The sequence below is a fragment of the Pseudoxanthomonas sp. genome (assembly GCF_051953815.1).
In the GTDB taxonomy this organism is placed as follows: Bacteria; Pseudomonadota; Gammaproteobacteria; order Xanthomonadales; family Xanthomonadaceae; genus Pseudoxanthomonas_A.
On the sequence record NZ_JBQCIJ010000002.1, the window covers coordinates 68,404 to 94,692 of the forward strand.

Annotated in this window: 23 protein-coding genes; 11 read left to right on the top strand and 12 right to left on the bottom strand. The window is 68.3% G+C overall.

Translation table 11 applies throughout. The annotated features are described in order from the left end of the window. Positions 1-121: 121 nt before the first annotated feature. From creC to ACTHN1_RS00685, 3 genes are read right to left on the bottom strand one after another with little or no spacing between them, the layout of a single operon-like run. A complete protein-coding gene (gene creC, locus ACTHN1_RS00675; protein WP_440469045.1) occupies positions 122-1,543 on the bottom strand; it encodes a two-component system sensor histidine kinase CreC in 1,422 nt (473 codons plus the stop codon). 2 nt (positions 1,544-1,545) lie between these two features. Continuing rightward, positions 1,546-2,223, bottom strand: coding sequence for a two-component system response regulator CreB (gene creB, locus ACTHN1_RS00680; RefSeq protein WP_440469046.1), 678 nt, complete (start codon positions 2,221-2,223; stop codon positions 1,546-1,548). A gap of 47 nt (positions 2,224-2,270) precedes the next feature. Next, the gene (locus ACTHN1_RS00685) at positions 2,271-2,984 is read right to left on the bottom strand and encodes an FMN-dependent NADH-azoreductase (RefSeq protein WP_440469047.1); all 714 of its coding nucleotides are present in this window, start codon (positions 2,982-2,984) and stop codon (positions 2,271-2,273) included. A 97-nt stretch (positions 2,985-3,081) separates the two neighbouring features. Here ACTHN1_RS00685 and ACTHN1_RS00690 point away from each other — a divergent pair, with 97 nt between their 5' ends. The 7 genes from ACTHN1_RS00690 (at position 3,082) to mfd (ending at position 11,617) form a co-directional block, all read left to right on the top strand. Continuing rightward, the gene (locus ACTHN1_RS00690; RefSeq protein WP_440469048.1) at positions 3,082-4,023 is read left to right on the top strand and encodes a LysR substrate-binding domain-containing protein; all 942 of its coding nucleotides are present in this window, start codon (positions 3,082-3,084) and stop codon (positions 4,021-4,023) included. Between the two features lie 19 nt (positions 4,024-4,042). Further along, positions 4,043-4,900: a 23S rRNA (adenine(2030)-N(6))-methyltransferase RlmJ gene (locus tag ACTHN1_RS00695; RefSeq protein WP_440469049.1), complete on the top strand. Its 858-nt coding sequence runs from the start codon at positions 4,043-4,045 to the stop codon at positions 4,898-4,900. Between the two features lie 102 nt (positions 4,901-5,002). Continuing rightward, entirely contained in the window at positions 5,003-5,956 is a 954-nt protein-coding gene (locus ACTHN1_RS00700; protein WP_440469050.1) for a DUF808 domain-containing protein, read from the top strand. A gap of 53 nt (positions 5,957-6,009) precedes the next feature. Continuing rightward, on the top strand, positions 6,010-6,561 hold the full coding sequence (locus ACTHN1_RS00705; RefSeq protein ID WP_440469051.1) for an N-acetyltransferase family protein: 552 nt from the start codon (positions 6,010-6,012) through the stop codon (positions 6,559-6,561). A gap of 110 nt (positions 6,562-6,671) precedes the next feature. Beyond that, positions 6,672-7,721: a class I SAM-dependent methyltransferase gene (locus ACTHN1_RS00710; RefSeq protein WP_440469052.1), complete on the top strand. Its 1,050-nt coding sequence runs from the start codon at positions 6,672-6,674 to the stop codon at positions 7,719-7,721. A gap of 15 nt (positions 7,722-7,736) precedes the next feature. Continuing rightward, positions 7,737-8,009, top strand: a complete 273-nt coding sequence (locus ACTHN1_RS00715; RefSeq protein WP_440469053.1) for a DUF4242 domain-containing protein — start codon at positions 7,737-7,739, stop codon at positions 8,007-8,009. A gap of 122 nt (positions 8,010-8,131) precedes the next feature. Continuing rightward, positions 8,132-11,617: a transcription-repair coupling factor gene (gene mfd / locus ACTHN1_RS00720; protein WP_440469054.1), complete on the top strand. Its 3,486-nt coding sequence runs from the start codon at positions 8,132-8,134 to the stop codon at positions 11,615-11,617. A gap of 97 nt (positions 11,618-11,714) precedes the next feature. On the opposite strand, the gene ACTHN1_RS00725 is transcribed toward mfd, so the two are convergent. Beyond that, a complete protein-coding gene (locus tag ACTHN1_RS00725; RefSeq protein ID WP_440469055.1) occupies positions 11,715-13,271 on the bottom strand; it encodes a phospholipase D family protein in 1,557 nt (518 codons plus the stop codon). Between the two features lie 99 nt (positions 13,272-13,370). On the opposite strand from ACTHN1_RS00725, the gene ACTHN1_RS00730 reads away from it, so the two are divergent. The 4 genes from ACTHN1_RS00730 to aqpZ all read left to right on the top strand — a co-directional run bounded on the left by ACTHN1_RS00730 (position 13,371) and on the right by aqpZ (position 16,555). Next, positions 13,371-13,898, top strand: coding sequence for a SixA phosphatase family protein (locus ACTHN1_RS00730; protein WP_440469056.1), 528 nt, complete (start codon positions 13,371-13,373; stop codon positions 13,896-13,898). Positions 13,899-13,953: 55 nt separating this feature from the next. After that, a complete protein-coding gene (gene nfi / locus ACTHN1_RS00735; protein ID WP_440469057.1) occupies positions 13,954-14,655 on the top strand; it encodes a deoxyribonuclease V in 702 nt (233 codons plus the stop codon). Between the two features lie 197 nt (positions 14,656-14,852). Next, positions 14,853-15,713 carry a pirin family protein gene (locus ACTHN1_RS00740; RefSeq protein WP_440469058.1) on the top strand — a complete coding sequence of 287 codons (861 nt, stop codon included), beginning with the start codon at positions 14,853-14,855 and terminating at the stop codon, positions 15,711-15,713. 125 nt (positions 15,714-15,838) lie between these two features. After that, positions 15,839-16,555 (top strand): aquaporin Z, encoded by a 717-nt coding sequence (gene aqpZ / locus ACTHN1_RS00745; protein ID WP_440469059.1) that lies wholly within the window; start codon positions 15,839-15,841, stop codon positions 16,553-16,555. A gap of 188 nt (positions 16,556-16,743) precedes the next feature. Here aqpZ and ACTHN1_RS00750 read toward each other — a convergent pair whose 3' ends face one another. The 8 genes from ACTHN1_RS00750 to ACTHN1_RS00785 form a co-directional block, all read right to left on the bottom strand. Beyond that, the gene (locus ACTHN1_RS00750) at positions 16,744-17,604 is read right to left on the bottom strand and encodes a pirin family protein (protein ID WP_440469060.1); all 861 of its coding nucleotides are present in this window, start codon (positions 17,602-17,604) and stop codon (positions 16,744-16,746) included. Positions 17,605-17,731: 127 nt separating this feature from the next. Beyond that, a complete protein-coding gene (locus ACTHN1_RS00755) occupies positions 17,732-19,093 on the bottom strand; it encodes an NAD-dependent succinate-semialdehyde dehydrogenase (protein ID WP_440469061.1) in 1,362 nt (453 codons plus the stop codon). Positions 19,094-19,161: 68 nt separating this feature from the next. Further along, a complete protein-coding gene (locus ACTHN1_RS00760) occupies positions 19,162-20,004 on the bottom strand; it encodes an ABC transporter permease subunit (protein WP_440469062.1) in 843 nt (280 codons plus the stop codon). Continuing rightward, positions 20,001-20,915, bottom strand: coding sequence for an ABC transporter permease subunit (locus tag ACTHN1_RS00765; RefSeq protein ID WP_440469063.1), 915 nt, complete (start codon positions 20,913-20,915; stop codon positions 20,001-20,003). The genes ACTHN1_RS00760 and ACTHN1_RS00765 overlap by 4 nt, the downstream gene beginning before the upstream one ends. Beyond that, complete coding sequence (locus ACTHN1_RS00770; RefSeq protein ID WP_440469064.1) at positions 20,912-22,069, bottom strand: ABC transporter ATP-binding protein; 1,158 nt, start codon at positions 22,067-22,069, stop codon at positions 20,912-20,914. Before ACTHN1_RS00770 ends, ACTHN1_RS00765 begins: the two co-directional genes overlap by 4 nt. A gap of 96 nt (positions 22,070-22,165) precedes the next feature. Continuing rightward, positions 22,166-23,302: a polyamine ABC transporter substrate-binding protein gene (locus ACTHN1_RS00775; protein WP_440469065.1), complete on the bottom strand. Its 1,137-nt coding sequence runs from the start codon at positions 23,300-23,302 to the stop codon at positions 22,166-22,168. Positions 23,303-23,468: 166 nt separating this feature from the next. Continuing rightward, positions 23,469-24,590: a polyamine ABC transporter substrate-binding protein gene (locus ACTHN1_RS00780; protein ID WP_440469066.1), complete on the bottom strand. Its 1,122-nt coding sequence runs from the start codon at positions 24,588-24,590 to the stop codon at positions 23,469-23,471. A gap of 91 nt (positions 24,591-24,681) precedes the next feature. Next, positions 24,682-26,046, bottom strand: coding sequence for an aspartate aminotransferase family protein (locus tag ACTHN1_RS00785; protein ID WP_440469067.1), 1,365 nt, complete (start codon positions 26,044-26,046; stop codon positions 24,682-24,684). Between the last annotated feature and the right edge of the window lie 243 nt (positions 26,047-26,289).

A 26,289-nucleotide genomic window follows, 5' to 3' on the forward strand; every position in this document is an offset into this window, starting at 1 on the left:
ACAAAGCCTGATGCCCGCCGGTGGGTGGGCGTGGAAGCGTGCTTGAAGTCTGTGTGAAGTGGGCGGCGTCCCCTGCGTGAGCGACCCTGCGTCGCTCCCGCGAGGACGGGCGAGGTTCCGCTCAGGCCGCGGGCAGGGTCAGGATGGCTTCGGCGCCGCCATCGGGCCGGTTGCGCAGGACGATGTCGCCGCCGTGCAGGCGCGCCACCTCGCGCACGAACGGCAGGCCCAGGCCGGAACTGCGCAGCCCGGTCCCCGGCCGGGCCAGCGAATAGAAACGCTCGAAGATGCGCTCCAGGGCGTAGTCGGGAATGCCGGGACCGCGATCGCGCACGCTCAATTCAAGCCGGTCGTCGACGCCGTCGGCGGCCAGCACCACTTCCGCGCCGGGCGGCGAGAAGGCGATCGCGTTGTCGAGCAGGTTGCTCAGCGCCTGCCGCAGCAGGAAGGGGTCCCCGCTCAGCCGCAGTCCCGGCGCGGCCCGCACCTGCAACACCACGCCGGAGGCGCGCATCTCGCCCGCTTCGCGCACCGCCTCCAGCAGGTCATCCACCGCCAGCGTCTGCCGCTTCTGCAACCAGCCATGCTGTTCGACCTCGGCCAGCGCCAGCAGCTTGTCGATGGTTTCGGTCAGGCGCTGCTCCTGGGTCTGGATGTTGCGGGCGAACCGCTGCCGCTCCGGCTCCGGCAGCGGCTCCTGCAACAGTTCGGCCGCGCCCCGGATCGCCGCCAGCGGGCTCTTCATCTCGTGGGTCAGCGACTGCACGTACTGTTCCACGTAGGCCTTGCCCTCCAGCTTGCGCCGCATCGCCTCCAGCGCACGGCCCAGATCGCCGATTTCGTCGCGACGCGGCTTGGGCGGCGGCACCGGCTCGCCCGCCGCGACCGCCTGGGCATAGCGGTTGAGCCGGTTGATGCCGCGCACCAGCCACCAGGTGATCAACACGCCGATCAGCGCGGACAGCCCGATCAGCCAGGCGCCGCGACGCATGATGCTGCGCTGGCTGGCGGTGATGAAGGGATCGATGGTGTGGTTGGGCTGCGCCACCGTGAGCACGCCGATCAGCCGGTTGCCGTCGCGGATGGGCGCGGCCACATGCATCACCGTGCGCTCGGGGTCGTCCGGCGACTCCGGGCTGGAGCGCGCGCCGTATTCCCCGCGCAGGGTCAGGTAGACGTCGTTCCAGCGCGAGTTGTCGCGGCCGACATCGCGCCGCTGCGAGTCGTAGACGACGATGCCGCGCGCGTCGGTGACCGTCACCCGGTACTCGATGTGGCGCTTGGGAAAACTCCAGATGCGCGCGCGCAGATCACGTCCGGCCGCTTCGGACACCTTGGCCGCGAACTCACCGTCGGCAATCCGCCCGGCCTTCAGATCGTCGGCCGCCATCACCGCCAGCAGGTTGGCGGTATCGACCAGGGTCGATTCCATCGCCTGGCGCACGCCCGGCTTCACTTCGTTGACGAACACCCGCATCACGAAGAAAGCGGCCAGTCCCACGATCAGGAAGAAGGCCAGGAACAGGCGGACGCCCAGGCGCATGGTCAGATCTCGATGGCGTAGCCAAGTCCGCGATGGGTGCGGATCGGATCCGGATCCGCCCCCGCCGCGCGCAGCTTGCCGCGCAGGGTCTTGATGTGGGTGTCGACCGTGCGATCCATGCTCTCGGCATCGCTGTCCCAGCCTCGATCCATCAACTGCGCGCGGCTGAGGATCGCGCCGGGGCGTTGCAGCAGCGCGGCCAGCAGCACGTATTCGTAGCGGGTCAGATCCAGTGGCCGATCCTGGTAATGGATGCGGTGCCCGTCGCGGTCGACGGCGAAATCGCCCTGGCGGACCCAGCCCGCCTCCGGCGCGGCGGCGTGCAGGCGCCGCAGGCGGGCGCGCACCCGGGCGACCAGTTCGCGCGGCGAGAAAGGCTTGGCGACGTAGTCATCCGCGCCCAGTTCCAGGCCCAGCACCCGATCGATTTCATCGTTGCGCGCGGTCAGGAAGATCACCGGCACGTCGCTGAAGGCGCGCAGTTCCCGGCAGACATCGAAGCCGCTGGCGTCGGGCAGGCCGACATCCAGCACCACCACGTCCACCCCGCCGGCGCGCACGCGCGGCACGACCTCGCGGGCCAGTTGGCAATGTTCGGTGTCCAGGCCCTCGCTGCGCAGCGCGTACAGCACGGTGTCGGCGATGGCGGCTTCGTCTTCGGCAATCAGGATCAGTGGCATGCGGCACAGGATAGTCGCCGCCCGCGCGCGCCGCCACGCGATCCGCCTCAGCCTGTCGCCATCCGGACCGGGGATGCGTCGGCGCCATCGGCCATTTCCGCGATCAGGCGCGGCACCAGCGCGTCCAGTTCGCGTTCGGCCGCCGCCAGCGAACCGGCCAGGCGCGCGTCGGCGAATTCGTCGTACTCCACCGCGACGCGATCCACGCGGTCGATGCCCAGGTAGGCCAGCGGCACGGCGATGCCGTCCTCGACATGGTTCAGATGCGCCAGGCGTCCGCCCGGGTCGTATCCGGCGTCGCCGCGCGCGCCCAGCAGCACCAGCCGCCGGCCCTGTCCGGCCAGCATCGGCCAGTATGGCTCCCCGGCCCTGGAGCGATCGAAGCCGAACGTGCGCCCGACCCGCACCACATTGTCGATCCACGCCTTGAGCTGCGCGGGCATGCCGAAGTTGTACATCGGCGCGGCGATCACCAGCAGATCGCTGGCAATCAGTTCGTCCACGAGGACATCGCTCTCGCGCAGGGCCTCGCGCATCCGCGGGTCACGCTGTTCCGGCCGGGTAAACGCCGCGCGCACCCAGTCGCCGCTGACCGGTGCGGGCGGATGCAGGCCCACATCGCGGCGCACCACCCGATCGTCCGGGCGCAGTGCCTGCCAGCGGCGCAGGAATCCGGCGCTGAGGCGGCGGGTGTGCGAGCCATGCGCCTGCTGGTCCGAGCGACCCGCGCGGGCACTGGAGTCGATGCACAGGATGTTCATTTAAACTCATCTTCGGCAGCGCACCGAGACAGGTGCATGGCGCGCATTTTTCCGGGACATTGCCGTCAGATAAAACGATATTTGCGAATCCATATAGATGAGTGAAATTCATCCAATCACCCGACTTCCGTCACTGAACGCTCTACGGGTGTTCGAAGCGGCGGCACGGCACTTGAGCTTCAGGCGGGCCGCCGAGGAACTGGCGCTCACCCCCACCGCCGTCAGCCACCAGATCCGCCTGCTGGAGGATCGCCTCGGCCTGCCGCTGTTCACCCGCCAGGCCCGGCGGGTGGCGCTCACGGAAGCCGGCCAGCGGCTGTATCCGGTGGTGCGCGACAGCTTCGACAACATCGGCCAGACCCTGAAGTCGCTGCGCGCGCCATCGCCGCGCCTGGCGGTCACGGTTTCGGCCACGCGCGGCTTCGCGGCGCAATGGCTGCTGCCGCGGCTGCCAGCGTTCGCCGCTGCGCACCCGGACATCGATCTGCACCTGCACGCCTCCGACGCGCCGGTGGATCTGCTCCAGGGCCAGGCCGATCTGGCCCTGCGCTATGGCCGGATACCGCCGCCCGGCCTGCATGCGGACATCCTGCTTCCGTGCCGTTTCGCACCGGTGTGCAGCCCGCGCCTGGATCTGCGCGAGCCGGCGCGCCTGTCTTCGTTTCCGCGCCTGCGCTTCGAATGGCGGCAGCGCGACCGCGCCACGCCCGACTGGCCGCTGTGGTTGCGCAGGGCCGGACTGACGGCGGGCGATGCGCCGGAACGGATGTTCTCCGACGAGTCGCACGCCATCGTGGCGGCGATCTCCGGCCAGGGCGTGCTGCTGGCGAACCTGGTGCTGGTGGCCGGCGAACTGCGCGCCGGCACCCTGGTGCAACCCTTCGGGCCGGTGCTGGAAGGCCATCCGATCCGGCTGTTGTGGGCGCCGCGCCACGCGGACAACGAACCGGTGATGCGCGTACGCGCCTGGCTGCGCGAACAGGCCGGCGAGCCTCTGGATGCCGGCACCGGCGCCGACGCCGTGCCGGCGACCGCTTGAATCCCGGCATACTCCACCGATGAACTATCGTCACGCCTTCCATGCCGGCAACCACGCCGACGTCCTCAAGCACGTCCTGCTGCTGGCCCTGCTGGACGCCCTGAAGCGCAAGGACTCGCCGTTCTTCGTGCTGGATACGCACGCCGGCCGCGGCCGCTACCTGCTGGGCGGCAGCGAGAGCCGCAAGACCGCCGAGGCCGACGGCGGCATCCTCCGGCTGTTCGACGCGGCGCGCCTGCCGGCGCCGGTAGAGGCCTATCTGCGGGCGGTGCAGGCCGACAATCCGGTGGGCGCGCTGGTCGCCTATCCGGGCTCGCCGCTGCTGGCGGCGCAGGCGATGCGCGCGCAGGACCGGCTCGCCGCCTGCGAACTCCAGGCCGAGGAAGCCGCCGAACTGAAAGCATTGTTCGCCCACGATGCGCGGGTGGCCGTGCATGCCCGCGACGGCTACGCGGCGATGCACGCCCTGCTGCCGCCACGCGCCGGCGACACCCGTTTCGCGCGCGGGCTGGTGCTCATCGATCCTCCCTACGAGGCCCAGGACGCGGAGTACCCGCGCATCATCGACGCCCTGCGCGACGGCCTGCAGCGCTGGCCCAATGCGAGCTACGCGGTGTGGTATCCGATCAAGCAGCGCCGCAGCCTGCAACCGTTCTTCCGCAGGGCCGCGGCCCTGCCGGCCAAGGCGGCGCTGGTGGCCGAGCTGCAGGTCCGCCCGGACGATTCGCCGCTGCGACTCAACGGCAGCGGCATGCTGGTGATCAATCCACCCTGGCAGTTCGACGCCGCGATCGCGCCGGTGCTTCCGGCGTTGCAGGCAACGCTCGGCGAAGCGGGCGCCAGCACGCGGCTGGAGTGGATCCGGCACGAGTCCTAGCCGGCGCCGCGCCGGGCACGCACGCCCCGCCGGCCCACGGATCGCGCGTCGTGGCGCGGCCCCTGTGCGAGAATCGCCGCTCCCTTCCCCGCAGGTCCCTCCATGGCCGGATCCAGCCTGTTCGCCCTCATCGACGACATCGCCAGCCTGCTGGACGACGTCTCGGCGATGACCAAGATCGCCACCAAGAAGACCGCCGGCGTGCTGGGCGACGATCTGGCCCTCAATGCACAGCAGGTGTCCGGCATCAAGGCCGACCGCGAACTGCCGGTGGTGTGGGCGGTGGCCAAGGGCTCGCTGGTCAACAAGGCGATCCTGGTGCCGGCCGCGCTCGCCATCAGCGCGCTGGAAACCTGGCTGCACGGGCGCGGGGTGAACATCCCGCTGATCACCCCGCTGCTGATGCTCGGCGGCGCCTTCCTCTGCTACGAGGGCGTGGAGAAGCTGGCGCACAAGTTCCTGCACGGCAAGCAGGAAGGCGAACACGAGCATGCCGAACGCCTGCGCGCGGTGCAGGACGAACAGGTCGACATGGTCGCGTTCGAGAAGCAGCGCATCCGCGGCGCGGTCCGCACCGACTTCATCCTGTCGGCGGAAATCATCGTGATCTCGCTCGGCACCCTGGCCGGGCGCACCTTCGTCGAACAACTGCTCACGCTGGTGGCGATCGCCCTGATCATGACCGTGGGCGTGTATGGCCTGGTCGGCGGCATCGTCAAGCTCGACGACGCCGGCATGGCACTCAATCGCGACGGTCGCGAAGGCGGCTGGCCGCGCTTCAAGCGCGCGCTCGGCCGCGGCATCCTGCACAGCGCGCCGTACCTGATGAAATTCCTGTCCATCGCCGGCACCGCCGCGATGTTCCTGGTCGGCGGCGGCATCCTCGTGCACGGCATCGCGGCCCTGCACCACTTCATCGAGCCCTACGCGCACGGGGCGCTCGGCGGGCTGCTGTCGATGCTGTTCAACGCCGGGGTCGGCATCGTCGCCGGTGCGGTGATCCTGGCGGTGACGACCCTGCTGGGACGCCTGCGCGGCAAACGCCACGCTGCCTGAACCGCTGTTCAGGCACCTCGCCGGATCGGCGGGTTTCATGCGAGCATGATCACATGACCGCGCCGAAACGACTGCCGCCCTGGCATGAACACTTCCGCCTGCCCAGCGGGCGCGAGCTGCTGATTCGCCCGATCCGCCCCGAGGACGCCGGCCCCATCCAGGGCGCTTTCACCCTGCTTGGACCGGACGAGATCCGCCAGCGGTTCCTGTACGCGCTGCGTGAACTGACCCCGGAGATGGCCCAGCGCCTGAGCCAGCCCGATCCGCAGACCGAGTTCGCCCTGGTCGCCGCCGAGTCGCTGCCGCCGGGCGAGGCCCTGGTCGGCGCGGTGGCGCGGGCCTCGGTGGTCAACCGCACCCGCGAGGCCGAGTTCGCCATCCTGGTCAGCCATTTCATCGCCGGCCAGGGACTGGGCCGCCATCTGATGCGCCGGCTGGTGAAGTGGGCGCGTTCCAAGAAGCTGGATCGCCTGTACGGCGACGTCCTCGACAGCAACCAGCCGATGCTGCAGCTGGCGCAGTCGCTGGGCTTCAAGCAGGTCCGCGAGGCCGACGCCGCGCCCGGCCTGGTGCGGGTGGTGCTGGACCTCAACGAAGGCGCCTGAGCGCGCCCCATCCGACCGGCGGCGGCCGTCCGCCACCGGTATCGCCGTCTGGATGACTGTCTGGGGAGACCTGCGGCAGGTGCTGCCGCGCGTGGTCGGAGGGCTCCCCGATGGGCATCGACGAAACCCGCCTCAATACCTTCCTCGGCAAGGCGGTCGAGGACCTCGGCGCGGCGATCAGCGCCACCTTGATCCTGGCCGGCGACCGGCTGGGCCTGTACAAGGCGCTGGCGGAAGGCCCGCTCACCCCCGCCGCGCTGGCCGAGCGGACCGGCACCCACGAGCGCTATCTGCGCGAATGGCTGGCCAACCAGGCCGCCGGCGGTTACGTCAGCTATGACCCGGCCCGCGGCGAGTACCGGCTGGAACCGGAACAGGCACTGTGCCTGGCGGATCCGGCCAGTCCGGTGGATCTGGCCGGCGCGTACTACATCATCGAGGCGGTCTTCCACGCGCTGGATCGCACCGTGGACAACTTCCGCACCGGCGCGGGCCTGGAATGGGGCGACCACCACGCCTGCCTGTTCCATGGCACCGAACGCTTCTTCCGCGCCGGCTACAACGCGCACCTGCTGAGCGAATGGCTGCCCGCGCTGGACGGCGCGATGGCCAAGCTCACCGCCGGCGCGCAGGTCGCCGACGTCGGCTGCGGCCACGGCGCCAGCACCCTGCTGATGGCGCGCGCCTATCCGGCCTCGCGCTTCATCGGCTACGACTACCATCCCGAATCGATCCGGGTGGCCGGCGAGCGGGCGCGCGAAGCCGGACTGGACAACGCCCGCTTCGAAGTCGCCGACGCCACCGGTTATGCCGAACGCGACTTCGATCTGATCGCCTTCTTCGACTGCCTTCACGACATGGCCGACCCCATCGGCGCCGCCCGGCATGCGCGCCAGGCGCTGAAACCGGACGGGCATTGCCTGCTGGTGGAACCGTTCGCCGGCGACAACGTCGAGGACAACCTCAATCCGGTCGGCCGGGTGTATTACGGCGCGTCCTCGCAGATCTGCGTGCCGGTGTCGCTGGCCCGCCATGGCCCCGCGCTGGGCGCGCAGGCCGGCGAGGCGCGCCTGCGCGCGGTGATGGAAGCCGGCGGCTTCGGCCGCTTCCGGCGCGCGGCGCAGACGCCTTTCAACCTGGTGTTCGAAGCACGCCCCTGACCACGGGAGATTCCCATGCCCCGCTATGTGATCGAACGCGACATCCCCGGCGCCGGCCAGTTGCCGGCCGACGAACTGAAGGCCATCTCGCGCCGCTCGTGCCAGGTGCTGGAAGGCCTGGGACCGCAGGTGCAGTGGCTGCAGAGCTACGTCACCGCCGACAAGGTGTACTGCCTGTACCTGGCGCCGAACGAGGACCTGATCCGCGAACACGCGCGCCAGGGCGGATTCCCCGCCGACCGCATCGCCGAGGTGCGCGCGGTGATTGATCCGGTCACCGCGGAATGAGCGCGTGAACGACCGCCGGCCGGTCGATGTCTAGCCGGACGGCGGGCGCGGCGCGGTAAACTGGCGGTCCTTTGCGCTGGGTGCGGATGACGCCTCCGGCGCTGCCGCTGTTTTGTGCGCCGATGACTTCACACCAGAATTCCGCTTCCTCCACGCCCGTTCCTCCCCTGCCCGTCGGCGCCCAGGCCCGCGCCTGGTGGCGCGCGCCGGCCTCGCCGTCCGCACTGGCGTGGTTCCTGATGCGCGCCGCGCTGGCCCACGACGGTCCGGTGGTGGCGATCGCGCGCGACAACCACAACGCCCACCAGCTGGAAGGCGACCTGCGCACGCTGCTGGGCGAGCAGGGCCGGCCGGACCTGCCGGTGCTGCCGTTCCCCGACTGGGAAACCCTGCCCTACGACCGCTTCAGTCCGCATCCGGACATCGTCTCCCAGCGTCTGGCCGCGCTGCACCGCCTGCCCGCGCTCAAGCGCGGCATCGTGGTGGTGCCGGTGCAGACCCTGATGCAGCGGTTGCCGCCGCTGCGCCACGTGGTCGGCGGCAGCTTCGACTACCGGGTCGGCCAGGTGCTGGATTTCGACGCCGAGAAGCGGCGCCTGGAAACCGCCAGCTACCGGCACGTGCCGCAGGTGCTGGACCCGGGTGATTTCGCCGTCCGCGGCGGCCTGCTCGATGTGTATCCGATGGGCGCGGACGCGCCGCTGCGCATCGAACTGCTGGACGACACCATCGATTCGATCCGCGAGTTCGATCCGGAAAGCCAGCGCTCGCTGGAAAAGACCGACGCCGTGCAGCTGCTGCCCGGTCGCGAGGTGCCGCTGGACGATGCCTCGCTCGCGCGGGCGATGAACCTGCTGCGCGATCGCTTCGACGTGGATACCCGCCGCAGCGCGCTCTACCAGGATCTGAAGTCCGGGCTCGCGCCGGCCGGCGTGGAGTACTACCTGCCGCTGTTCTTCGAACAGACCGCCACCCTGTTCGACTATCTGGGCGACCGCGCGCTGCCGCTGCTGGCCGATGGCGCCAGCGCGGCGGCCGATGCATTCTGGGCGCAGACCCGCAACCGCTACGAGCAGCGTCGCCACGACATCGAGCGGCCCCTGCTGCCGCCCGACGAACTGTACCTGCCGCCGGACACCCTGCGCGAACGCCTGAACCAGTCGCCACGCGTCGAAGTCTGCGGCCCGGAGCATCCGCGCCACGCCGATGCCGCGCCGCTGGGCGAACAGCCCGCGCCGACGTTGCCGCTGGCGCAGAAGGATCACGCGCCCGGCCAGGCGCTGCGCTCGTTCCTGGATCACTATCCCGGACGCGTGCTGATCGCCGCCGATTCGGCCGGTCGCCGCGAGGCGTTGCTGGAAGTGCTGCAATCGGCCGAACTCAAACCGCAGGTCCTGCACGACCTGCCCGGTTTCCTCGCCGACCCCACGCGCTTCGGCATCGCGGTGGCGCCGCTGGAAGACGGCTTCGCGCTGGACGCGCCGGCGATCGCGGTGCTCACCGAGCGCCAGCTGTTCCCCGAACGCGCCACCCAGCCCTATCGCCGCAAACGCACCGGCCGCGAACCGGACAGCATCATCCGCGATCTCGGCGAACTCAGCGAAGGCGCGCCGATCGTCCACGAGGATCACGGCGTCGGCCGTTACCGCGGACTGGTCGTGCTGGAAGCCGGCGGCCTGCCCGGCGAATACCTGGAAATCGAGTACGCCAAGGGCGATCGCCTGTACGTGCCGGTCGCGCAGCTGCATCTGATCAGCCGCTACTCCGGTGCTTCGGTGGAAACCGCGCCGCTGCATTCGCTGGGTGGCGAGGCCTGGACCAAGGCCAAGAAGAAGGCCGCCGAGAAGGTCCGCGACGTGGCCGCCGAACTGCTGGAAATCCAGGCGCGCCGGCAGGCCCGCGCCGGTCTGGCGCTGCCGGTGGATCGGGCGATGTACGAGCCGTTCGCCGCCGCCTTCCCGTTCGAGGAAACCCCGGATCAGCACGCCGCCATCGAGGCGGTGCTGCGCGATCTGGGCAGCAGCCAGCCAATGGATCGGGTGGTCTGCGGCGACGTCGGCTTCGGCAAGACCGAAGTGGCGGTGCGCGCCGCGTTCGCCGCCGCCAGCGCCGGCAAGCAGGTGGCGGTGCTCGTCCCGACCACGCTGTTGGCCGAACAGCACTACCGCAACTTCCGCGATCGTTTCGCCGACTGGCCGCTGCGAGTGGAAGTGCTCTCGCGCTTCAAGACCGCCAAGGAGATCAAGGCCGAGCTGGAGAAACTGGCCGAAGGCAAGCTGGACGTGATCGTCGGCACCCACCGGCTGCTGCAGCCGGACGTGAAGTTCAAGGACCTGGGCCTGGTCATCGTCGACGAGGAACAGCGCTTCGGCGTGCGCCAGAAGGAAGCGCTGAAGGCGCTGCGCGCCAACGTCCACCTGCTGACCCTCACCGCCACGCCGATTCCGCGCACGCTCAACATGGCGATGGCGGGCCTGCGCGATCTGTCGATCATCGCCACCCCGCCGGCCAACCGCATGGCGGTGCAGACCTTCATCACCCCGTGGGACGGCACCCTGCTGCGCGAGGCGTTCCAGCGCGAACTCTCGCGCGGCGGCCAGGTATATTTCCTGCACAACGACGTGGAAACCATCGGCCGCATGCAGCGCGAGCTGCAGGAACTGGTGCCCGAGGCGCGCATCGGCGTCGCCCACGGACAGATGCCCGAGCGCGAACTGGAGCAGGTGATGCTCGGTTTCCAGAAGCAGCGCTTCAACGTGCTGCTGTGCACGACCATCATCGAATCGGGCATCGACATCCCCAACGCCAATACCATCGTCATCCATCGCGCCGACCGCTTCGGCCTGGCCCAGCTGCACCAGTTGCGCGGTCGCGTCGGCCGCTCGCATCACCGCAGCTACGCCTACCTGGTGGTGCCGGACAAGCGCAGCATGACCGCCGACGCCGAACGCCGGCTCGATGCGATCGCGGCGATGGACGAACTCGGCGCCGGTTTCCTGCTCGCCACCCACGATCTGGAAATCCGCGGCGCCGGCGAACTGCTCGGCGAGGACCAGAGCGGGCAGATGGCCGAAATCGGCTTCAGCCTGTACACCGAACTGCTGGAGCGCGCGGTGCGCTCGATCCGCCAGGGCAAGCTGCCGGACGCGGACCTGGGCCAGGAAGCGCGCGGCGCGGAAGTCGAACTGCATGTGCCGGCGCTGATTCCCGACGACTACCTGCCCGACGTGCATACCCGCCTGACCCTGTACAAGCGCATCAGCAGCGCGCGCGACCGCGACGAGCTGCGCGATCTGCAGGTGGAGATGGTCGACCGCTTCGGCCTGCTGCCGGATCCGGTCAAGTATCTGTTCGCCACCGCCGAACTGAAGCTCGACGCCACCGCGCTGGGCGTCCGCAAGCTGGACCTGGGCGAGACCGGTGGCCGCATCGTGTTCGAGGCCAAGCCGAACATCGATCCGATGGCGGTCATCCAGCTCATCCAGAAGCAGCCGCGCATCTACGGCATGGAGGGTCCGGACAAGCTGCGGATCAAGCTGCCGATGCCCGAACCGGCGGATCGCTTCAACGCCGCCAAGGGCCTGCTGACCACGCTGCAGGCATCCTGACCATTGCAATGCCCGTAGGAGCGACGTGAGTCGCAACCGCTTTTCAGGTCATGGATGGACACGGTCGCGGCTCACGTCGCTCCTACCGCTGGAACCCTTACAGCTGCGATTCAATCGGCAGCCATTCCAGCACCTTGACCGTGCCACGCCGCCACAGGCCCACGCCGGGTTCGTGTTCCCACACCCGTGGCGGCGTCACCGCGCCGTCGTCCCAGCGCAGCTTGCCTTCGGCCAGCCGCAGCCGGTAGCTGTGGGTGGGCGCGGTCTTGTCGCGGTAGCGCCGGGCCAGTTCGGCGGCGGCGCCGGCGTCCTCGAAGAACACGCCCATCTCGGTGTTTAGGCTGACCGAGCGCGGGTCCAGATTGAAGGAACCGACGAAGCCGGAGCTTCCATCGACGACGAACGCCTTGGTGTGCAGGCTGGCGCCGCTGGAACCGAACAGGCTGCTGTCCTCCGGCACGCCGCGCGGCATCAGTTCGTACAGTTCCACGCCTTCGCGCAACAGCGGTATCCGGTAAGGCGCATAACCGCTGTGCACGACGGTGACGTCGGTGGCCGCCAGCGAATTGGTCAGCACGCCGACCTCGACCCCGCGCCGGCGCAGCCCGCCCAGCCAGGCCACGCCATCGCGCCCGGGCACGAAGTACGGCGAGATCAACCAGACCCGCTCGCGCGCCCTGGAGACCGCCGGCACCAGCCGCGTGATCAGCCAGCCATCGCCGCCGCCCCCCTGGCCCTTTTCCGGCGGATCCGAGTGGACCTGCGCCGAGATCGGCCAGTGCAGCGGCATCTGTCCTTCCAGGAAGGCGCGCACGCCGGGGGCATGGGCCACCCGCTTGAGATAGGGCTCGGCCCGGCGCGCTCGCTGCGCCTTGTCCACGGACGCGCGCAGTCCGGCCAGCGCGTCGCCGTCCGCGCGAGCGAGCGCGCGCAGCGGAATGACCGAACGGCTGTTCCAGAACGCATCGAAAACCGCCTCGGTCTGCCGCACCGCCGGTCCCAGCAAGGCCGCATCCAGATCCAGGAAGTTGGTGTCGGTGGCGGCGTCGAAGTATTCGTCGCCGATGTTGCGCCCGCCGACCACCGCGATCCGCCCGTCGGCGATCCATGCCTTGTTGTGCATGCGCCGGTTGAGGCTGATGCCGCGCAGCAGCATTTCCATCCCGCGGCCGAGGAAGCCGGCGCGGTTGCGCGACGGATTGAACATCCGCACTTCGATGTTGGGATGCTGATCCAGCGCCACCAGCAGCGAATCGCGGCCATGCGCGTTCATGTCGTCCAGCAGCAGGCGCACGCGCACGCCGCGATCGGCGGCCCGCAGCAGTTCCCGGTCCAGCAGCTGTCCGGTGAGATCGTCGTGCCAGATGTAGTACTGCAGATCCAGGCTGCGTCCGGCCGCCTGCGCGGTCAGCGCGCGGATCGCGAAGGCGTCCAGATTGTCCGACACCAGGCCAAGCCCGGTCCGCTCCGGATGCGCGGCGGTCAGCGGCGCGATGGCGCGATCCAGCACGGTGGTGCCGGCCGCCACCGGCAGCGCGTGCGACGCCGGTCCCTGCACCCGCGCGGCGAACCGGCCATAGCTGTACAGGGAAGCCAGGCTGGCGATCACCAGCGTCAGCAGGATCAGGCCGAGCAGTCGGAACTTCCGTGCCATGCGTCGTTTCCGGTGAGGCAGGCGCCAATTCTAGCCGGACGGATCCTCCGTCCCGGTGAGGATGGCTGCGGTATCCTGCCGCGTCTTCCGGAGGCCGCCATGTCCGCATCGATGAAACGTTCCCTGGCCCTGCTGCTCACCGCCGTGGTCGCGCTGGCCGGCTGCACGACGCCGCGCCGGGACAAGCCGGCGGACGCATTGACCTTCGTGGTGGTGCGGCACGCCGAAAAGGCCACAGACGACCCGGAGGATCCCCGCCTGTCCGACCTCGGCCGGGAACGCGCGCGGCGCCTGGCCACGCTGCTGGCCGATGCGCCGGTCGTGGCCATCTACGCCACCGAGTTCAGGCGCACGCGGGAAACCGCGCAGCCGACCGCCGACGCGCATCATGTTCCGATCTCTGCCTACTTCGCGCGCGGACCGGCCGGCGAAAGCGCCGCCCATTGGCGTCGCGATCATGATCGCGGCACCGTGCTCATCGTCGGCCACAGCAACACCGTGCCGGATCTGGTGGCCGCGCTGTCGGGGCAACCGGCCACGCCGATGCCCGAGACCGAGTACGACCGGGTGACCTGGATCCGTTTCGACGCCGACGGACGCGCGCGGGTGGAAATCACGCGCTACTGAGCTCCGCGCGGGCGCGTGCACAGGTCCCTCCGGCCGGTTCGGCTACCCTGACCCGATGAACGAGTCCACATCCGTGTTCGGCGCCTGGGACGGCAGCGTCCCTGGCGCGCGCCGGTTGCAGGCCGAGTTGGCCCGGCAGGTCCGGCTCGACGACGAGATCGGCGCGCCCCGCCGCATCGCCGGTTTCGATGTCGGCTTCGAGGACGAAGGCAGGATCACCCGCGCGGCGGCGGTGCTGCTGGACGCGCGCGATCTCGCGCCGCTGGAAACCCATGTCGCCCGCGTGCCGACCTCGATGCCCTACGTTCCCGGCCTGCTCAGTTTCCGCGAACTGCCGGCCTTGATGGCGGCGCTGGCCCTGCTGGGAGAATCGCCGGATCTGGTGATGATCGATGGCCAGGGCATCGCCCATCCGCGCCGGCTGGGCATCGCCGCGCACTTCGGCGTGGTCACCGGCCTGCCCAGCATCGGGGTGGCGAAGAAACCGCTGTGCGGCCGGTTCGACGCGCCTGGCGAGCGACCCGGCGATCTCACGCCATTGATCGACAGGGGGCAGCAGATCGGCTGGGCGCTGCGCAGCAAGGCGCGCTGCCTGCCGCTGATCGTCTCGCCCGGCCACCGGGTTTCGCTCGCGGGCGCGCTCGACTGGACCCTGCGCTGCCTGCGCGGCTATCGCCTGCCCGAGCCCACGCGGCTGGCCGACCGGCTCGCCTCGCGGCGTGGCGACATCCCGCTCGCTGCGGCCGAGTCCCGGTAGGAAAACCTGGCAGGGACATACGGCGGGAAGCCCCCCGCAGAAGCGGTCCGTCAGCCACGAGCCTGGGCGGCGACGACGCCGCGACACGGAAGGTCACCGGCTCATCGACGCATCGCGGAAACAATCCGTTGCCGTCGTCGCGCCTGCGCGCGCCGTGCCGCTGTGCCATCCTGCGCGCAGCCACCCCGGAGGACGCCATGACCACCCTCATTTCCCCGCGCACCCATGACCTGGGCGGATTCCAGGTCCGCCGCGCGGTGCCCAGCCTGCAGGCGCGCAGCGTCGGTCCGTTCGTGTTCGTGGATCACATGGGACCGGCCACCTTCGACGAGGGACGCGGCGTGGACGTACGTCCGCATCCGCACATCGGCCTGGCCACGGTCACCTTCCTGTGGAGCGGCGCGATCAACCACAAGGACACGCTGGGTTCGGAGCAGATCATCCTGCCCGGCGACGTCAACTGGATGACCGCCGGCCGCGGCATCGCCCATTCCGAACGCACGCCCGCCGACGTGCGCGCGCATCCGCATCCGCTGCATGGCATGCAGACCTGGGTGGCGCTGCCGAAGGCGTACGAGGAAGTCGCGCCCGAGTTCCATCACCACAAGGCCGACAGCCTGCCCCAGCAGCGCCATGCCGGCGCCTGGCTGCGGGTGATCGCCGGGCGCGCCTATGGCGAGGAGTCGCCGGTGCGGGTGTTCGCCGACACCTTCAACGTGGCACTGGATCTGGCGCCGGACGCGGAGCACGCGATCGACGACGGCCATGTGGAGCGCGCGCTGTACGTGCTGGAAGGCGACGCGCAGCTCGACGGCGCCGACATTCCCGACAAGCACCTGGTGGTGCTGGACCCCGGCACGCGGCCGGTGCTGCGCGCGAAGACACCGGTCAAGGCGCTGCTGCTGGGCGGCGAACCGCTGGATGCGCAGCGGCATATGTGGTGGAACTTCGTCTCCAGTTCCAAGGAACGGATCGAGCAGGCCAAGGACGATTGGCGCGAGGGCCGGTTCGGGCAGATCGCGGGCGAGACCGAGTTCATTCCCTTGCCCGATCATTAATCAAGAGTGATGGTTGTCACACTTTTTTGAGTCACCCAAGGCATACTTGTGCCGCACCCGGGCAATTCTCGCCCCGCGTGCGGCCCGTCGGACGACGGTTCCATCCATTCCTTGGGGGATTACAGATGAGTCTTGGAAAGAAACTCGCGGCGGAGTTCCTGGGTACTTTCTGGCTGGTGCTGGGCGGCTGCGGCAGCGCGGTGCTGGCGGCCAAGTTCGGCGGCGACGCCAATCCACTGGGCATCGGTTTCCTCGGCGTGGCGCTGGCCTTCGGCCTGACCGTGCTGACCGGCGCCTACGCGTTCGGCCACATTTCCGGCGGCCACTTCAATCCGGCGGTGAGCTTCGGCCTGTGGGCCGGCGGCCGCTTCTCCATCAAGGAACTGGTCCCCTACATCGTCGCCCAGGTGCTGGGCGGCGCCGCGGCGGGCTTCATCCTGTTGCAGATCGCCAGTGGCGCCAGCGGCTTCGCCATCGATCCCAACGCGGCCGGCGCGTTCGCCAGCAATGGCTACGGGGCGATGTCGCCGGGTGGCTATTCGGTGGCGGCGGCGTTCCTGACCGAAGTCGTGCTGACCGCGTTCTTCCTGATCGTCATCATGGGTTCCACCCACGGCCGCGCGCCGGCCGGGTTCGCGCCGATCGCGATTGGCCTGGCGCTCACCCTGATCCACCTGATCAGCATCCCGGTGACCAACACGTCGGTGAATCCGGCCCGCTCCACCGCCGTGGCGCTGTTCGCCGGCCCGACCGCGCTCAGCCAGCTGTGGCTGTTCTGGCTGGCGCCGATCCTCGGCGGCCTGCTGGGCGGCGTGATCTACAAGGCGATTGGCAGGGATTGACGCCGTTCCGTGCGTTCGCAAAAAAGCCGGGCATCGCCCGGCTTTTTTGTTCCCGCCTCTTTCCTGTCTGCAGGAGCGATGTCCGTCGCGACCGTAGCGATCCAGAACAGGATCTCCAAGGGCAAACGAGGCGTCGTACCGGTTTGCAGGTGGTCGCGACCCACGCCGCTCCCACAAAGGCGGATGGATCAGAACCGGCCTTCCTGGAAATCGACGAACGCCTGGATGATCTCCTGCTTGCTGTTCATCACGAACGGTCCGTGCCGCACCACCGGTTCGCGCAGTGGACGGCCGGCGACCAGAATCGCGCGGACCGGCTGCTGGCCGGCGCGCAGGCTCAGGCCGCTGCCGCCGCCGAGCACGGCCAGTTCATGGGTCTCCAGCGCACGGGCGTCTTCACCCTCGCCCACCGTCAGGCCGCCCTCGAAGGCGTATACGAACGCGTTGTGGCCTTCGGGCAACACGTAGTCCCACGCCTTGCCCGCATCCAGCGCGATGTCGAGATACACCGGATCGGTGGCCGGCTGCGAAATCGGTCCGGTCACGTCGCCGACCTGGCCGGCGATCACCTTGATGCCCACGCCCGGCGCGGGCGAGGTCACCGGAATGCGTTCCGGGGCGAATTCCTGGTACTTGGGCTCGGTCATCTTGTCGCGCGCCGGCAGGTTCACCCACAACTGGAAGCCGCGCATGCGGCCGGATTCCTGCTCCGGCATTTCCGAATGCACCAGGCCGCGACCGGCGGTCATCCACTGCACCGAACCTGGTGTCAGCAGGCCTTCGTTGCCGTGGTTGTCGCGATGGCGCATGCGGCCGTCGAGCATGTAGGTGACAGTCTCGAAGCCACGGTGCGGATGCTCGGGGAAACCGGCGATGTAGTCCTCGGCGCGATCGGTGCCGAACTCGTCCAGCAGCAGGAACGGATCCAGATCCGGCAGGTCCGGGCCGCCGATCACGCGGGTCAGCTTGACGCCGGCGCCGTCGGACGTGGCGCGGCCGCGCACCTTGCGGATGACGCGGGCGGGATGGGTATCGACGGGTGTGTTCATGGCAACCTCCTGGGCAATGCCCGGAAGATGGCAGCGCGGCGCCGCTTTCGGAATGGCGGCGCCCGTAACCATCTGTTCCAGCCATGGCTCCATGGGAACCACGGCCGGCGGATACCCGCGCCCGGACTCAGGCGATGTAGACCGACTTGATGTTCATGAACTCGTGGATGCCGTGCTCGGCCAGTTCGCGGCCGAAGCCCGAGCGCTTGGTGCCGCCGAACGGCAGGCGCACGTCGCTGCGCACGATCGCGTTGACGAAGGCCGCGCCGACCTGGAGTTGCCGGGCGACCCGGTCGCCGCGCTCGGGATTGCCGCTCCAGACGCTGCCGCCCAGGCCGAAGCTGGTGTCGTTGGCGACCCGGATCGCCTCGGCCTCGTCGCGCACCCGCAGGATGCTGGCGACCGGCCCGAACAGTTCCTCCTCGTAGGCCGGCATGCCGGGCGCGACGCCATCGAGGATGGAGGCCGGATAGCCGGCGTGCGATGCATCCGGCTCGCAGCCCAGCAGCGGCCGCGCGCCCCGGGCGATGCTGGCCTGCACCTGGCGATGCAGTTCGTCGCGCAGATCCCGCCGCGCCATCGGCGCCAGCGTGGTGGCATCGTCCTCGGGATCCCCGAGTGTCAGCTTCGCCGCGGCCTCGGCGAAACGCTGCACGAAACGATCGGCGATCGCCTCGACCACGATGAAACGCTTGGCGGCGATGCAGGTCTGTCCCGCGTTGCCGTAGCGCGAGGCGATCGCGCCGGCCACGGTCTTGTCCAGGTCCGCGTCCTCCAGCACCACGAACGCATCGCTGCCGCCCAGCTCCATCACGCACTTCTTGAGCTGCTGGCCGGCGTTGCCGGCCACCGAGCGGCCGGCGCGCTCGCTGCCGGTCAGGGTGACCGCGGCGATGCGCGGATCCCGGATGACCCCGGCGGCCTGATCGTTGTCGATATGCAGCACGCCGAACACCCCGGCCGGAATCCCGGCGTCGCGCAGCACCTCGGCGATGACGTCGGCGCAGCGCGGCACGTTGGCGGCATGCTTGAGCACGGCGACGTTGCCGGCCATCAGCGCCGGCGCGAGGAAGCGGAACACCTGCCAGATCGGGAAGTTCCAGGGCATCACCGCGAACACGCAGCCAATCGGCTCGTAGCGCACGTAGCTGCGGCGGCCGTCGGTGGCGATAGGCTCGTCCTTCAGGTAGTCGCCGGCGTGGTCGGCGTAGTACTCGCAGGCGCCGGCGCACTTGTCCACTTCGGCCAGGGCTTCCCGGCGCAGCTTGCCCATCTCGGCGGTCATGATCCGCTGGATGTCGTCGCGGCGCGCGCGTAGGCCGGCGCCCACCCGCCGCAGCAATTCGCCGCGCTCGCCCAGCGGACGCGCGGACCAGGCACGGAACGCCGGCTGCGAGGCCGCCAGCACGGCCTCGACGGCAGCGGCGTCCATCAGGGTCTGGGAGTGTTCGACCTGGCCGGTCGCGGGATTGACGGTATCTACTTTCATGGCGATCTCGTGATGCGCGTGCAGGCGACCATTCTGACGCCCGCCGCGTTAGCGCCGGGTGGGCCCGGTCAGCCGTTCTCCTGCAAAGCCAGCTGCATGTCGCGCTGGCGGCGCTTTTCCTCGCGGTACATCAGCCACCAGCCGACCAGCGCGGCCAGCGAGACGATCGCGATCATTAGCGTGGCCAGGGCGTTGATCTTCGGACTCAGGCCCAGCCGCACCGAGGAGAACACCTTCATCGGCAACGTGGTCGAACTGGGGCCGGCGACGAAACTGGCGATCACCACGTCGTCCAGCGACAGGGTGAAGGCCAGCAGCCAGCCGGACACCAGCGCCGGCATGATGATCGGCAGGGTGATCAGGAAGAACACCTTCAGCCGGTTGGCGCCCAGGTCCATCGCCGCCTCCTCCAGCGACTTGTCCAGTTCGGACAGGCGCGAGGAGATGACCACGGTGACGAACGAGACGGTCAGGGTGACGTGGGCGATCCAGATGGCGATGACGCCTTTCGACGGCAGGCCCAGCACCTGCCCCATCGAGACCAGCATCAGCAGGATCGACAGGCCGATGATCACCTCGGGCATCACCAGCGGCGCGGTGATCAGCGCGCCGAACACGGTCTTGCCGTGGAAGCGGCGCATCCGGGTCATCACCAGCGCCGCCAGCGTGCCCAGCACCACCGCCGCGCTCGCGGTCCAGAAGGCGATCTTCAGGCTGATCCAGGCCGCTTCCAGCATCTGCGCGTCGCGGAACAGTTCGCCGTACCACTTCACCGAGAAGCCGGACCATACCGTGGCCAGGCGCGACTCGTTGAACGAGTACACCATCAGGATCAGGATCGGCAGGTACAGGAAGGCGAAGCCGAAACCCAGCACCAGCCAGGTCAGGCTGCGTTGGCGCAGGCGGCTCATGTCAGCCTCCCTTCCAGCTCGCGCTGCTGCACCCGGTTGAAGATCAGGATCGGGATCATCAGCAGGATCAGCATAACGATCGCCACCGCCGACGCCGCCGGCCAGTCGCGGTTGTTGAAGAACTCGTTCCACAGCACGCGGCCGATCATCAGCGTGTCCGGCCCGCCGAGCAGCTCGGGAATGACGAATTCGCCCACCGCCGGAATCATCACCAGCATGCAACCGGCGATGATGCCGGCCCGCGACAGCGGCAGGGTGATGGTGAAGAACGCCTTCCACGGCTTGGCGCCGAGGTCGTAGGCGGCCTCCAGCAGGCGCTGGTCGTGCTTGACCAGGTTGGTGTACAGCGGCAGCACCATGAACGGCAGATAGGCGTAGACGATGCCGATGTAGGCGGCCATCGGCGTGTACAGGATCTGCAGGGGTTCGCTGATGACACCCAGCTTCATCAGCAGGTTATTGAGCAGGCCGTTGTTCTTGAGGATGCCGATCCAGGCGTAGATGCGGATCAGGAACGAAGTCCAGGACGGCAGCACCACCAGCATCATCGCGATATTGCGCGAGGACGGCGGCAGGCGCGCGATCACGTAGGCGATGGGGTAGCCGATCAGCAGGGCGAAGAAGGTGGAGACGGCCGCGATCTGGATCGAACTCAGGTAGGCCTGCACGTACTGGGAATCGGTGAACAGCGCCGCGTAGTTGCCCAGGTTGAGCTTGAGCGTCAGCGCCTCGTCCACGTACTCCAGGATCGGCGTGTACGGCGGCATCGCGATGGCGAGCTTGGAGAACGAAATCTTCAGCACGATCAGGAACGGGATCGCGAAGAACAGCAGCAGCCAGAGATAGGGAACCGAGATCACCGCCCAACGCGGGCCCGGCGTGGCTTTCCTGAGCAGGTCCCGGAGTTTCATGAGGTCAGCACCACGCCGTCGTTGTCGCCCCACCACACCCAGACCTCGTCGTTCCAGGTCAGGCCCTCGCTGGCCCAGCGCTGCACGTTGGCGAAGTTGGCCATGAACTTGTAACCGCCCGGCAGGCGGACGTGGTAGACCGAATGGCTGCCGAAGTAGGCGATGTCCTCGATCACGCCCTTGGCCTTGTTGTACTCCTGTGCCGGTTCCTCCTTGCCGATGCCGAGCTTCTCCGGACGCACGGCGAACGAGACTTCCTGGCCCTCGAAGCCGGAAATGCCGTGGCCGACGTAGACCGCCACCGGCAACTGCGGGCTGCGGATGGTGACGTAGTCCGATTCGTCCTCCTCGACCACGCCGTCGATCAGGTTGACCGAGCCGATGAACTCGGCGGCGAAGCGGCTGGTCGGCTGCTCGTAGATTTCGTCCGGCGTGCCGACCTGGCGGATCCAGCCCTGGTCCATCAGGGCGATGCGGGTGGCCATCGTCATCGCCTCTTCCTGATCGTGGGTGACCATCACGCAGGTCACCCCGGACTTCTCGATGATGTTGACCAGTTCCAGTTGCATCTGCGAGCGCAGCTTCTTGTCCAGCGCGCCCATCGGCTCGTCCAGCAGCAGCAGCTTGGGCCCCTTGGCCAGCGAACGCGCCAGCGCCACGCGCTGTTGCTGGCCGCCCGACAACTGGTGCGGCTTGCGCTTGGCCAGCTTGCCCAACTGCACCAGCGCCAGCATCTCCTCCACCCGCTTCCTGATCGCGTCCCTGGACAGGCCGTCCTGCTTCAGGCCGAAGGCGATGTTCTGCTCCACGGTCATGTGCGGGAACAGCGCATAGGACTGGAACATCATGTTGAGCGGCCGCTCGTAGGGCGGCAGATCGTTCAGTAGTTGCCCGTCCAGGTAGATTTTCCCGGCCGTGGGCTTCTCGAAGCCGGCCAGGCAGCGCAGCAGGGTGGACTTGCCGCTGCCCGATCCGCCCAGCAGGGCGAAGATCTCACCCTTGCGGATGGTCAGGTTGGTGTCGTCCACGGCGACGAAGCCGTCGAACTCCTTGCGCACATCGACGATGCGCAGGTAGGCGTCGGCGCCGGCCTTGGCATGGTTGGCGTTAGTGGTGTCCTTGCCGTTGCCGGGAGGTGGGTTGTCAGCCGCCATCGGGTTCCCCTGTACGGCGCCGGGCATGCGGCGCGTGGCTTCTGTGGAAAATGGAAACGACCCGGGGCGGGCGCCCTGCCCGCCCCTTCGCGTGGATTACTTGCCGGTCTTCAGTTCCGTCCAGATCCGGGTGTACTGGCGGTCGACTTCCGGCGGCAGGATGGCGAAAGTGAACAGCTTGGCCTCGACTTCCGGCGGCGGATACACGGTCGGATCGTCGACGATGTCCTTGACCATCAGCGCCTTGGCCTTGGGAATGGCGTTGGGGTAATGGATGAAGTTGGAATTGTTGGCCATCACCTGCGGATCCAGCAGGTAGTTGATGAAGGCGTAGGCGTTGTCGACGTGCTTGGCGTCCTTGGGAATGGCCAGCATGTCGAACCACTGCGGCGCGCCTTCCTTCGGAATCGCGTAGGCGATCTTGACGCCGTTGCCCGCTTCCTCGGCGCGATCGCGCGCCTGGATGATGTCGCCCGACCAGCCGACCACCAGGCAGGTGTCGCCGTTGGCCATCGCGTCGATGTACTGCGAGGAATGGAAATTGGTGATGTAGGGGCGCACCGATTTCAACAGCGCCGCCGCCTTCTCGATGACCTTGGGATCGAAGCTGTTGGGATCCTCGCCCAGGTAGTTCAGCGCCATCGGGATGACTTCCGATGGGGTGTCCAGCAGGGTCACGCCGCAGTCCTTCAGCTTGGACACGTTCTCCGGCTTGAACACGATGTCCAGGCTGTTGGCGATATCGGTGTTGCCGAACGCGGCCTTGACCTTGTCGATGTTGTAGCCGATGCCGGTGGTGCCCCACATGTACGGGATGGCGTACCGGTTGCCCGGATCCTGCCGCTCGATGCGTTTCATCAGCTCGGGATCGAGGTTGGCGTAGTTGGGGATCTTGCTCTTGTCCAGCGGCATGAACACGCCCGCCTGGATCTGCCGGCCGAGGAAGTTCAGGGTCGGCACCACGATGTCGTAACCGCTGGAGCCGGCCAGCAGCTTGGTCTCGACCACTTCGTTGCTGTCGAACACGTCGTAGGTGACCTTGATCCCGCTCTGCTTCTCGAAGTTCGGGATGGTGTCCTCGGCGATGTAATCGGACCAGTTGTAGACGTTCACTTCCTTGGCGCCATCGGCCGCGGCGGGTCCGGTAGCGCCCTTGCCGGTCTCCGGTTTGCCGCCGCAGGCGGCCAGGCTGGTACAGACAAGGATGGCGGTGGCCAGGGTTCGCAATTTCATCAACTCTCTCCAGATAGGCGCCAGGCATGGCAGTGATGAGTGGTGCGTTCTTGCGTTTTGACGATGGCTCCCCGGAGGGATGCCCTGTTCCCGGCCGGCGCGATGTCCGGCCATCCCCCCCCACAACAATCAGGGCCGCGCATGGCGGCCCTGATCCGGTTACCGGTTACTTGCCGGTCTTCAGCTCCGTCCAGATCCGGGTGTACTGGCGGTCCACTTCCGGCGGCAGCACCGCGAAGGTGAACAGCTTGGCGTCGACCTCCGCCGGCGGATAGATGGTCGGATCGTCTGCGATGGTCGGATCCACCATCGGCCGGGACGCCGGCACCGCGTTCGGGTAGGTCACGAAGTTGGTGTTGGCCGCCGCCACCTTGGGATCCAGCATGTTGTTGATGAAGGCGTAGGCGTTGTCGACGTGCTTGGCGTCCTTGGGGATGGCCATCATGTCGAACCACTGCGGCGCGCCTTCCTTCGGGATCGAGTAGGCGATGTGGACGCCATTCTTCGCCTCGTCGGCGCGATCGCGCGCCTGGATGACATCACCCGACCAGCCCACCACCAGGCACACGTCGCCGTTGGCCAGGTCGTTGATGTAGGAGGAGGAATGGAAGTTGCGGATATACGGCCGAATGCTCTTCAGCAGGGCGGCGGCCTTGTCGATCACCTTGGGATCGAAACTGTGCGGATCCTCGCCCAGGTAGTTCAGCGCGATCGGGATCAACTCCGACGGGGTGTCCAGCACGGTCACGCCGCAGTCCTTGAGCTTGGACAGGTTCTCCGGCTTGAACACCAGATCCCAGCTGCCGGTGACGTCGGTATTGCCGAACGCCGCCTTGACCTTGTCGACGTTGTAGCCGATGCCGCTGGTGCCCCACAGGTACGGCACGGCGTACTGGTTGCCCGGATCCTGCAGGGCGATGCGCTCCAGCAGCTTGGGATCGACATTCTTCAGGTTCGGAATCTTCGACTTGTCCAGCGGCAGGAACACGCCGGCCTGGATCTGCCGGCCGAGGAAGCTCAGCGAAGGCACCACCACGTCGTAACCGCTGGAGCCGGCCAGCAGCTTGGTCTCGACCATCTCGTCGCTGTCGAACACGTCGTAGGTGACCTTGATCCCGGTCTGCTTCTCGAAGTTCGGGATGGTGTCCTCGGCGATGTAGTCCGACCAGTTGTAGACGTTGACGACCTTCTCGTCGGCGCCCTTGGCCGCCTTCTTTTCCTCGGCGCCCCCGCAGGCCGCCAAGGCGCCGGCCACGGCCAGCGCAATCGTCAATGCTCGGAACTTCATGGGGCTTCTCCTGGAAGCGGAAAGAGGATGGCGGACATGATACGCCGCGCCGCCAGCCTGGGAACCCGTTGACGGGCCGGGGTTTCCACGGTCAGCGACCCAACGCCCGGGCGGTGTCGTCCAGCGCCTTCCAGGCCTTGTCGAACAGTTCGTCGACCTGTCCGCGCGTGATGATCAACGGCGGCGACAGCAGCATCGCGTCCCAGGTCGCGCGCAGGATCAGGCCGTGCTTGAGGGCGAAGTCGCGGCACATCACCCCGACCGAACCGCGGTCCGGGAAGAACCCGCGCTTGCCCTTGTCCGGCACCAGTTCCAGCGCGCCCACCATGCCGGCGATGCGCGCCTGCCCGACCAGCCGGTGCTCGCCCAGTTCGGCCCAGCGCTGCGCCAGATAGGGCGCGATTTCGGCCTTGGCCCGTTCGACGATCTTCTCTTCCTGCAGGATGCGGATGTTCTCCAGCGCCACCGCCGCGCACACCGGATGGCCGGAGTACGTGGCGCCGTGGGCCAGCTCGCCGCCCTGGGCCTTCAGCACGTTCGCCACCCGGTCGTTGAACATCGCCGCGCCCAGCGGGATGTAGCCGGAGGTGATGCCCTTGGCCACCGGCATGATGTCCGGCTGGAAGCCGAAGTACTGGGAGCCGAACCATTCGCCGGTGCGGCCGAAGCCGCAGATGACCTCGTCCGCGACCAGCAGCACGTCGTACTTGCGGCAGATGCGCTCGATCTCCGGCCAGTAGGTGCGCGGCGGGATGTACACGCCGATCGCGCCCATGATCGGCTCGCCGATGAAGGCCGCCACCCGCTCCGGCCCCAGTTCCAGGATCTTGTCCTCCAGCCGGCGTGCCGCGAGCAGTCCGTATTCGTCCTCGGACAGCTCGCCGCCATCGGCGAACCAGAACGGCGGATCGATGTGGTGGATGTCGGGAATCGGCAGGCCGCCCTGCTTGTGCATGCCCTTCATGCCGCCCAGGCTGGCGCCGGCCATGGTGGTGCCGTGGTAGCCGTCGTGGCGGCCGATGAAGATGTTCTTGCGCGGCTGGTCCTGCACCGCCCAGAAATGCCGCACCAGTCGCAGGATGGTGTCGTTGGCCTCGGAACCGGAATTGACGAAGAAGGAATGATTGATGTCGCCCGGCGCCAGTTCGGCCAGCTTGGCGGCCAGTTCGATGGTCGGCTCGGTGGTGCACTGGAAGAAGCTGTTGTAGTACGCCAGCCGGGTCATCTGTTTCGATGCGGCCTCGCCCAGCTCCCGGCGTCCGTAGCCGATGTTGACGCACCACAGGCCCGCGAAGGCGTCGAGCAGCTGGTTGCCCTCGGCGTCCCACACATAGCAACCTTCGCCACGGGTGAGGATGCGGGTGCCCTTCTTCGCCAGGGCGGCGTTGTCGTTGAAGGGGTGCAGGTGGTGCTGGGCGTCGAGCTTCTGGAGGGCGGGGATGTCGAGGTGTTGCATGGGGACTCCGGGATGACCTTCTTGATGACTGTCTTCGTTCGACCTGAGGCGCTCAGGACGCTTGCGCGTGATGTCGTCGTCGGTGCGCACCGATGGCGCGCTCGCCGCGGGGCCCTACTTTCTTTGCTTGTGCAAAGAAAGTAGGCAAAGAAACACACCCCTGGCGGCGTGCCCTGCGCGCTGCGCGCGCAGGGTCCGCAATCGGACCGGGAATTTCCGGAAGGGGCCTCCTGCCCCTGCCGG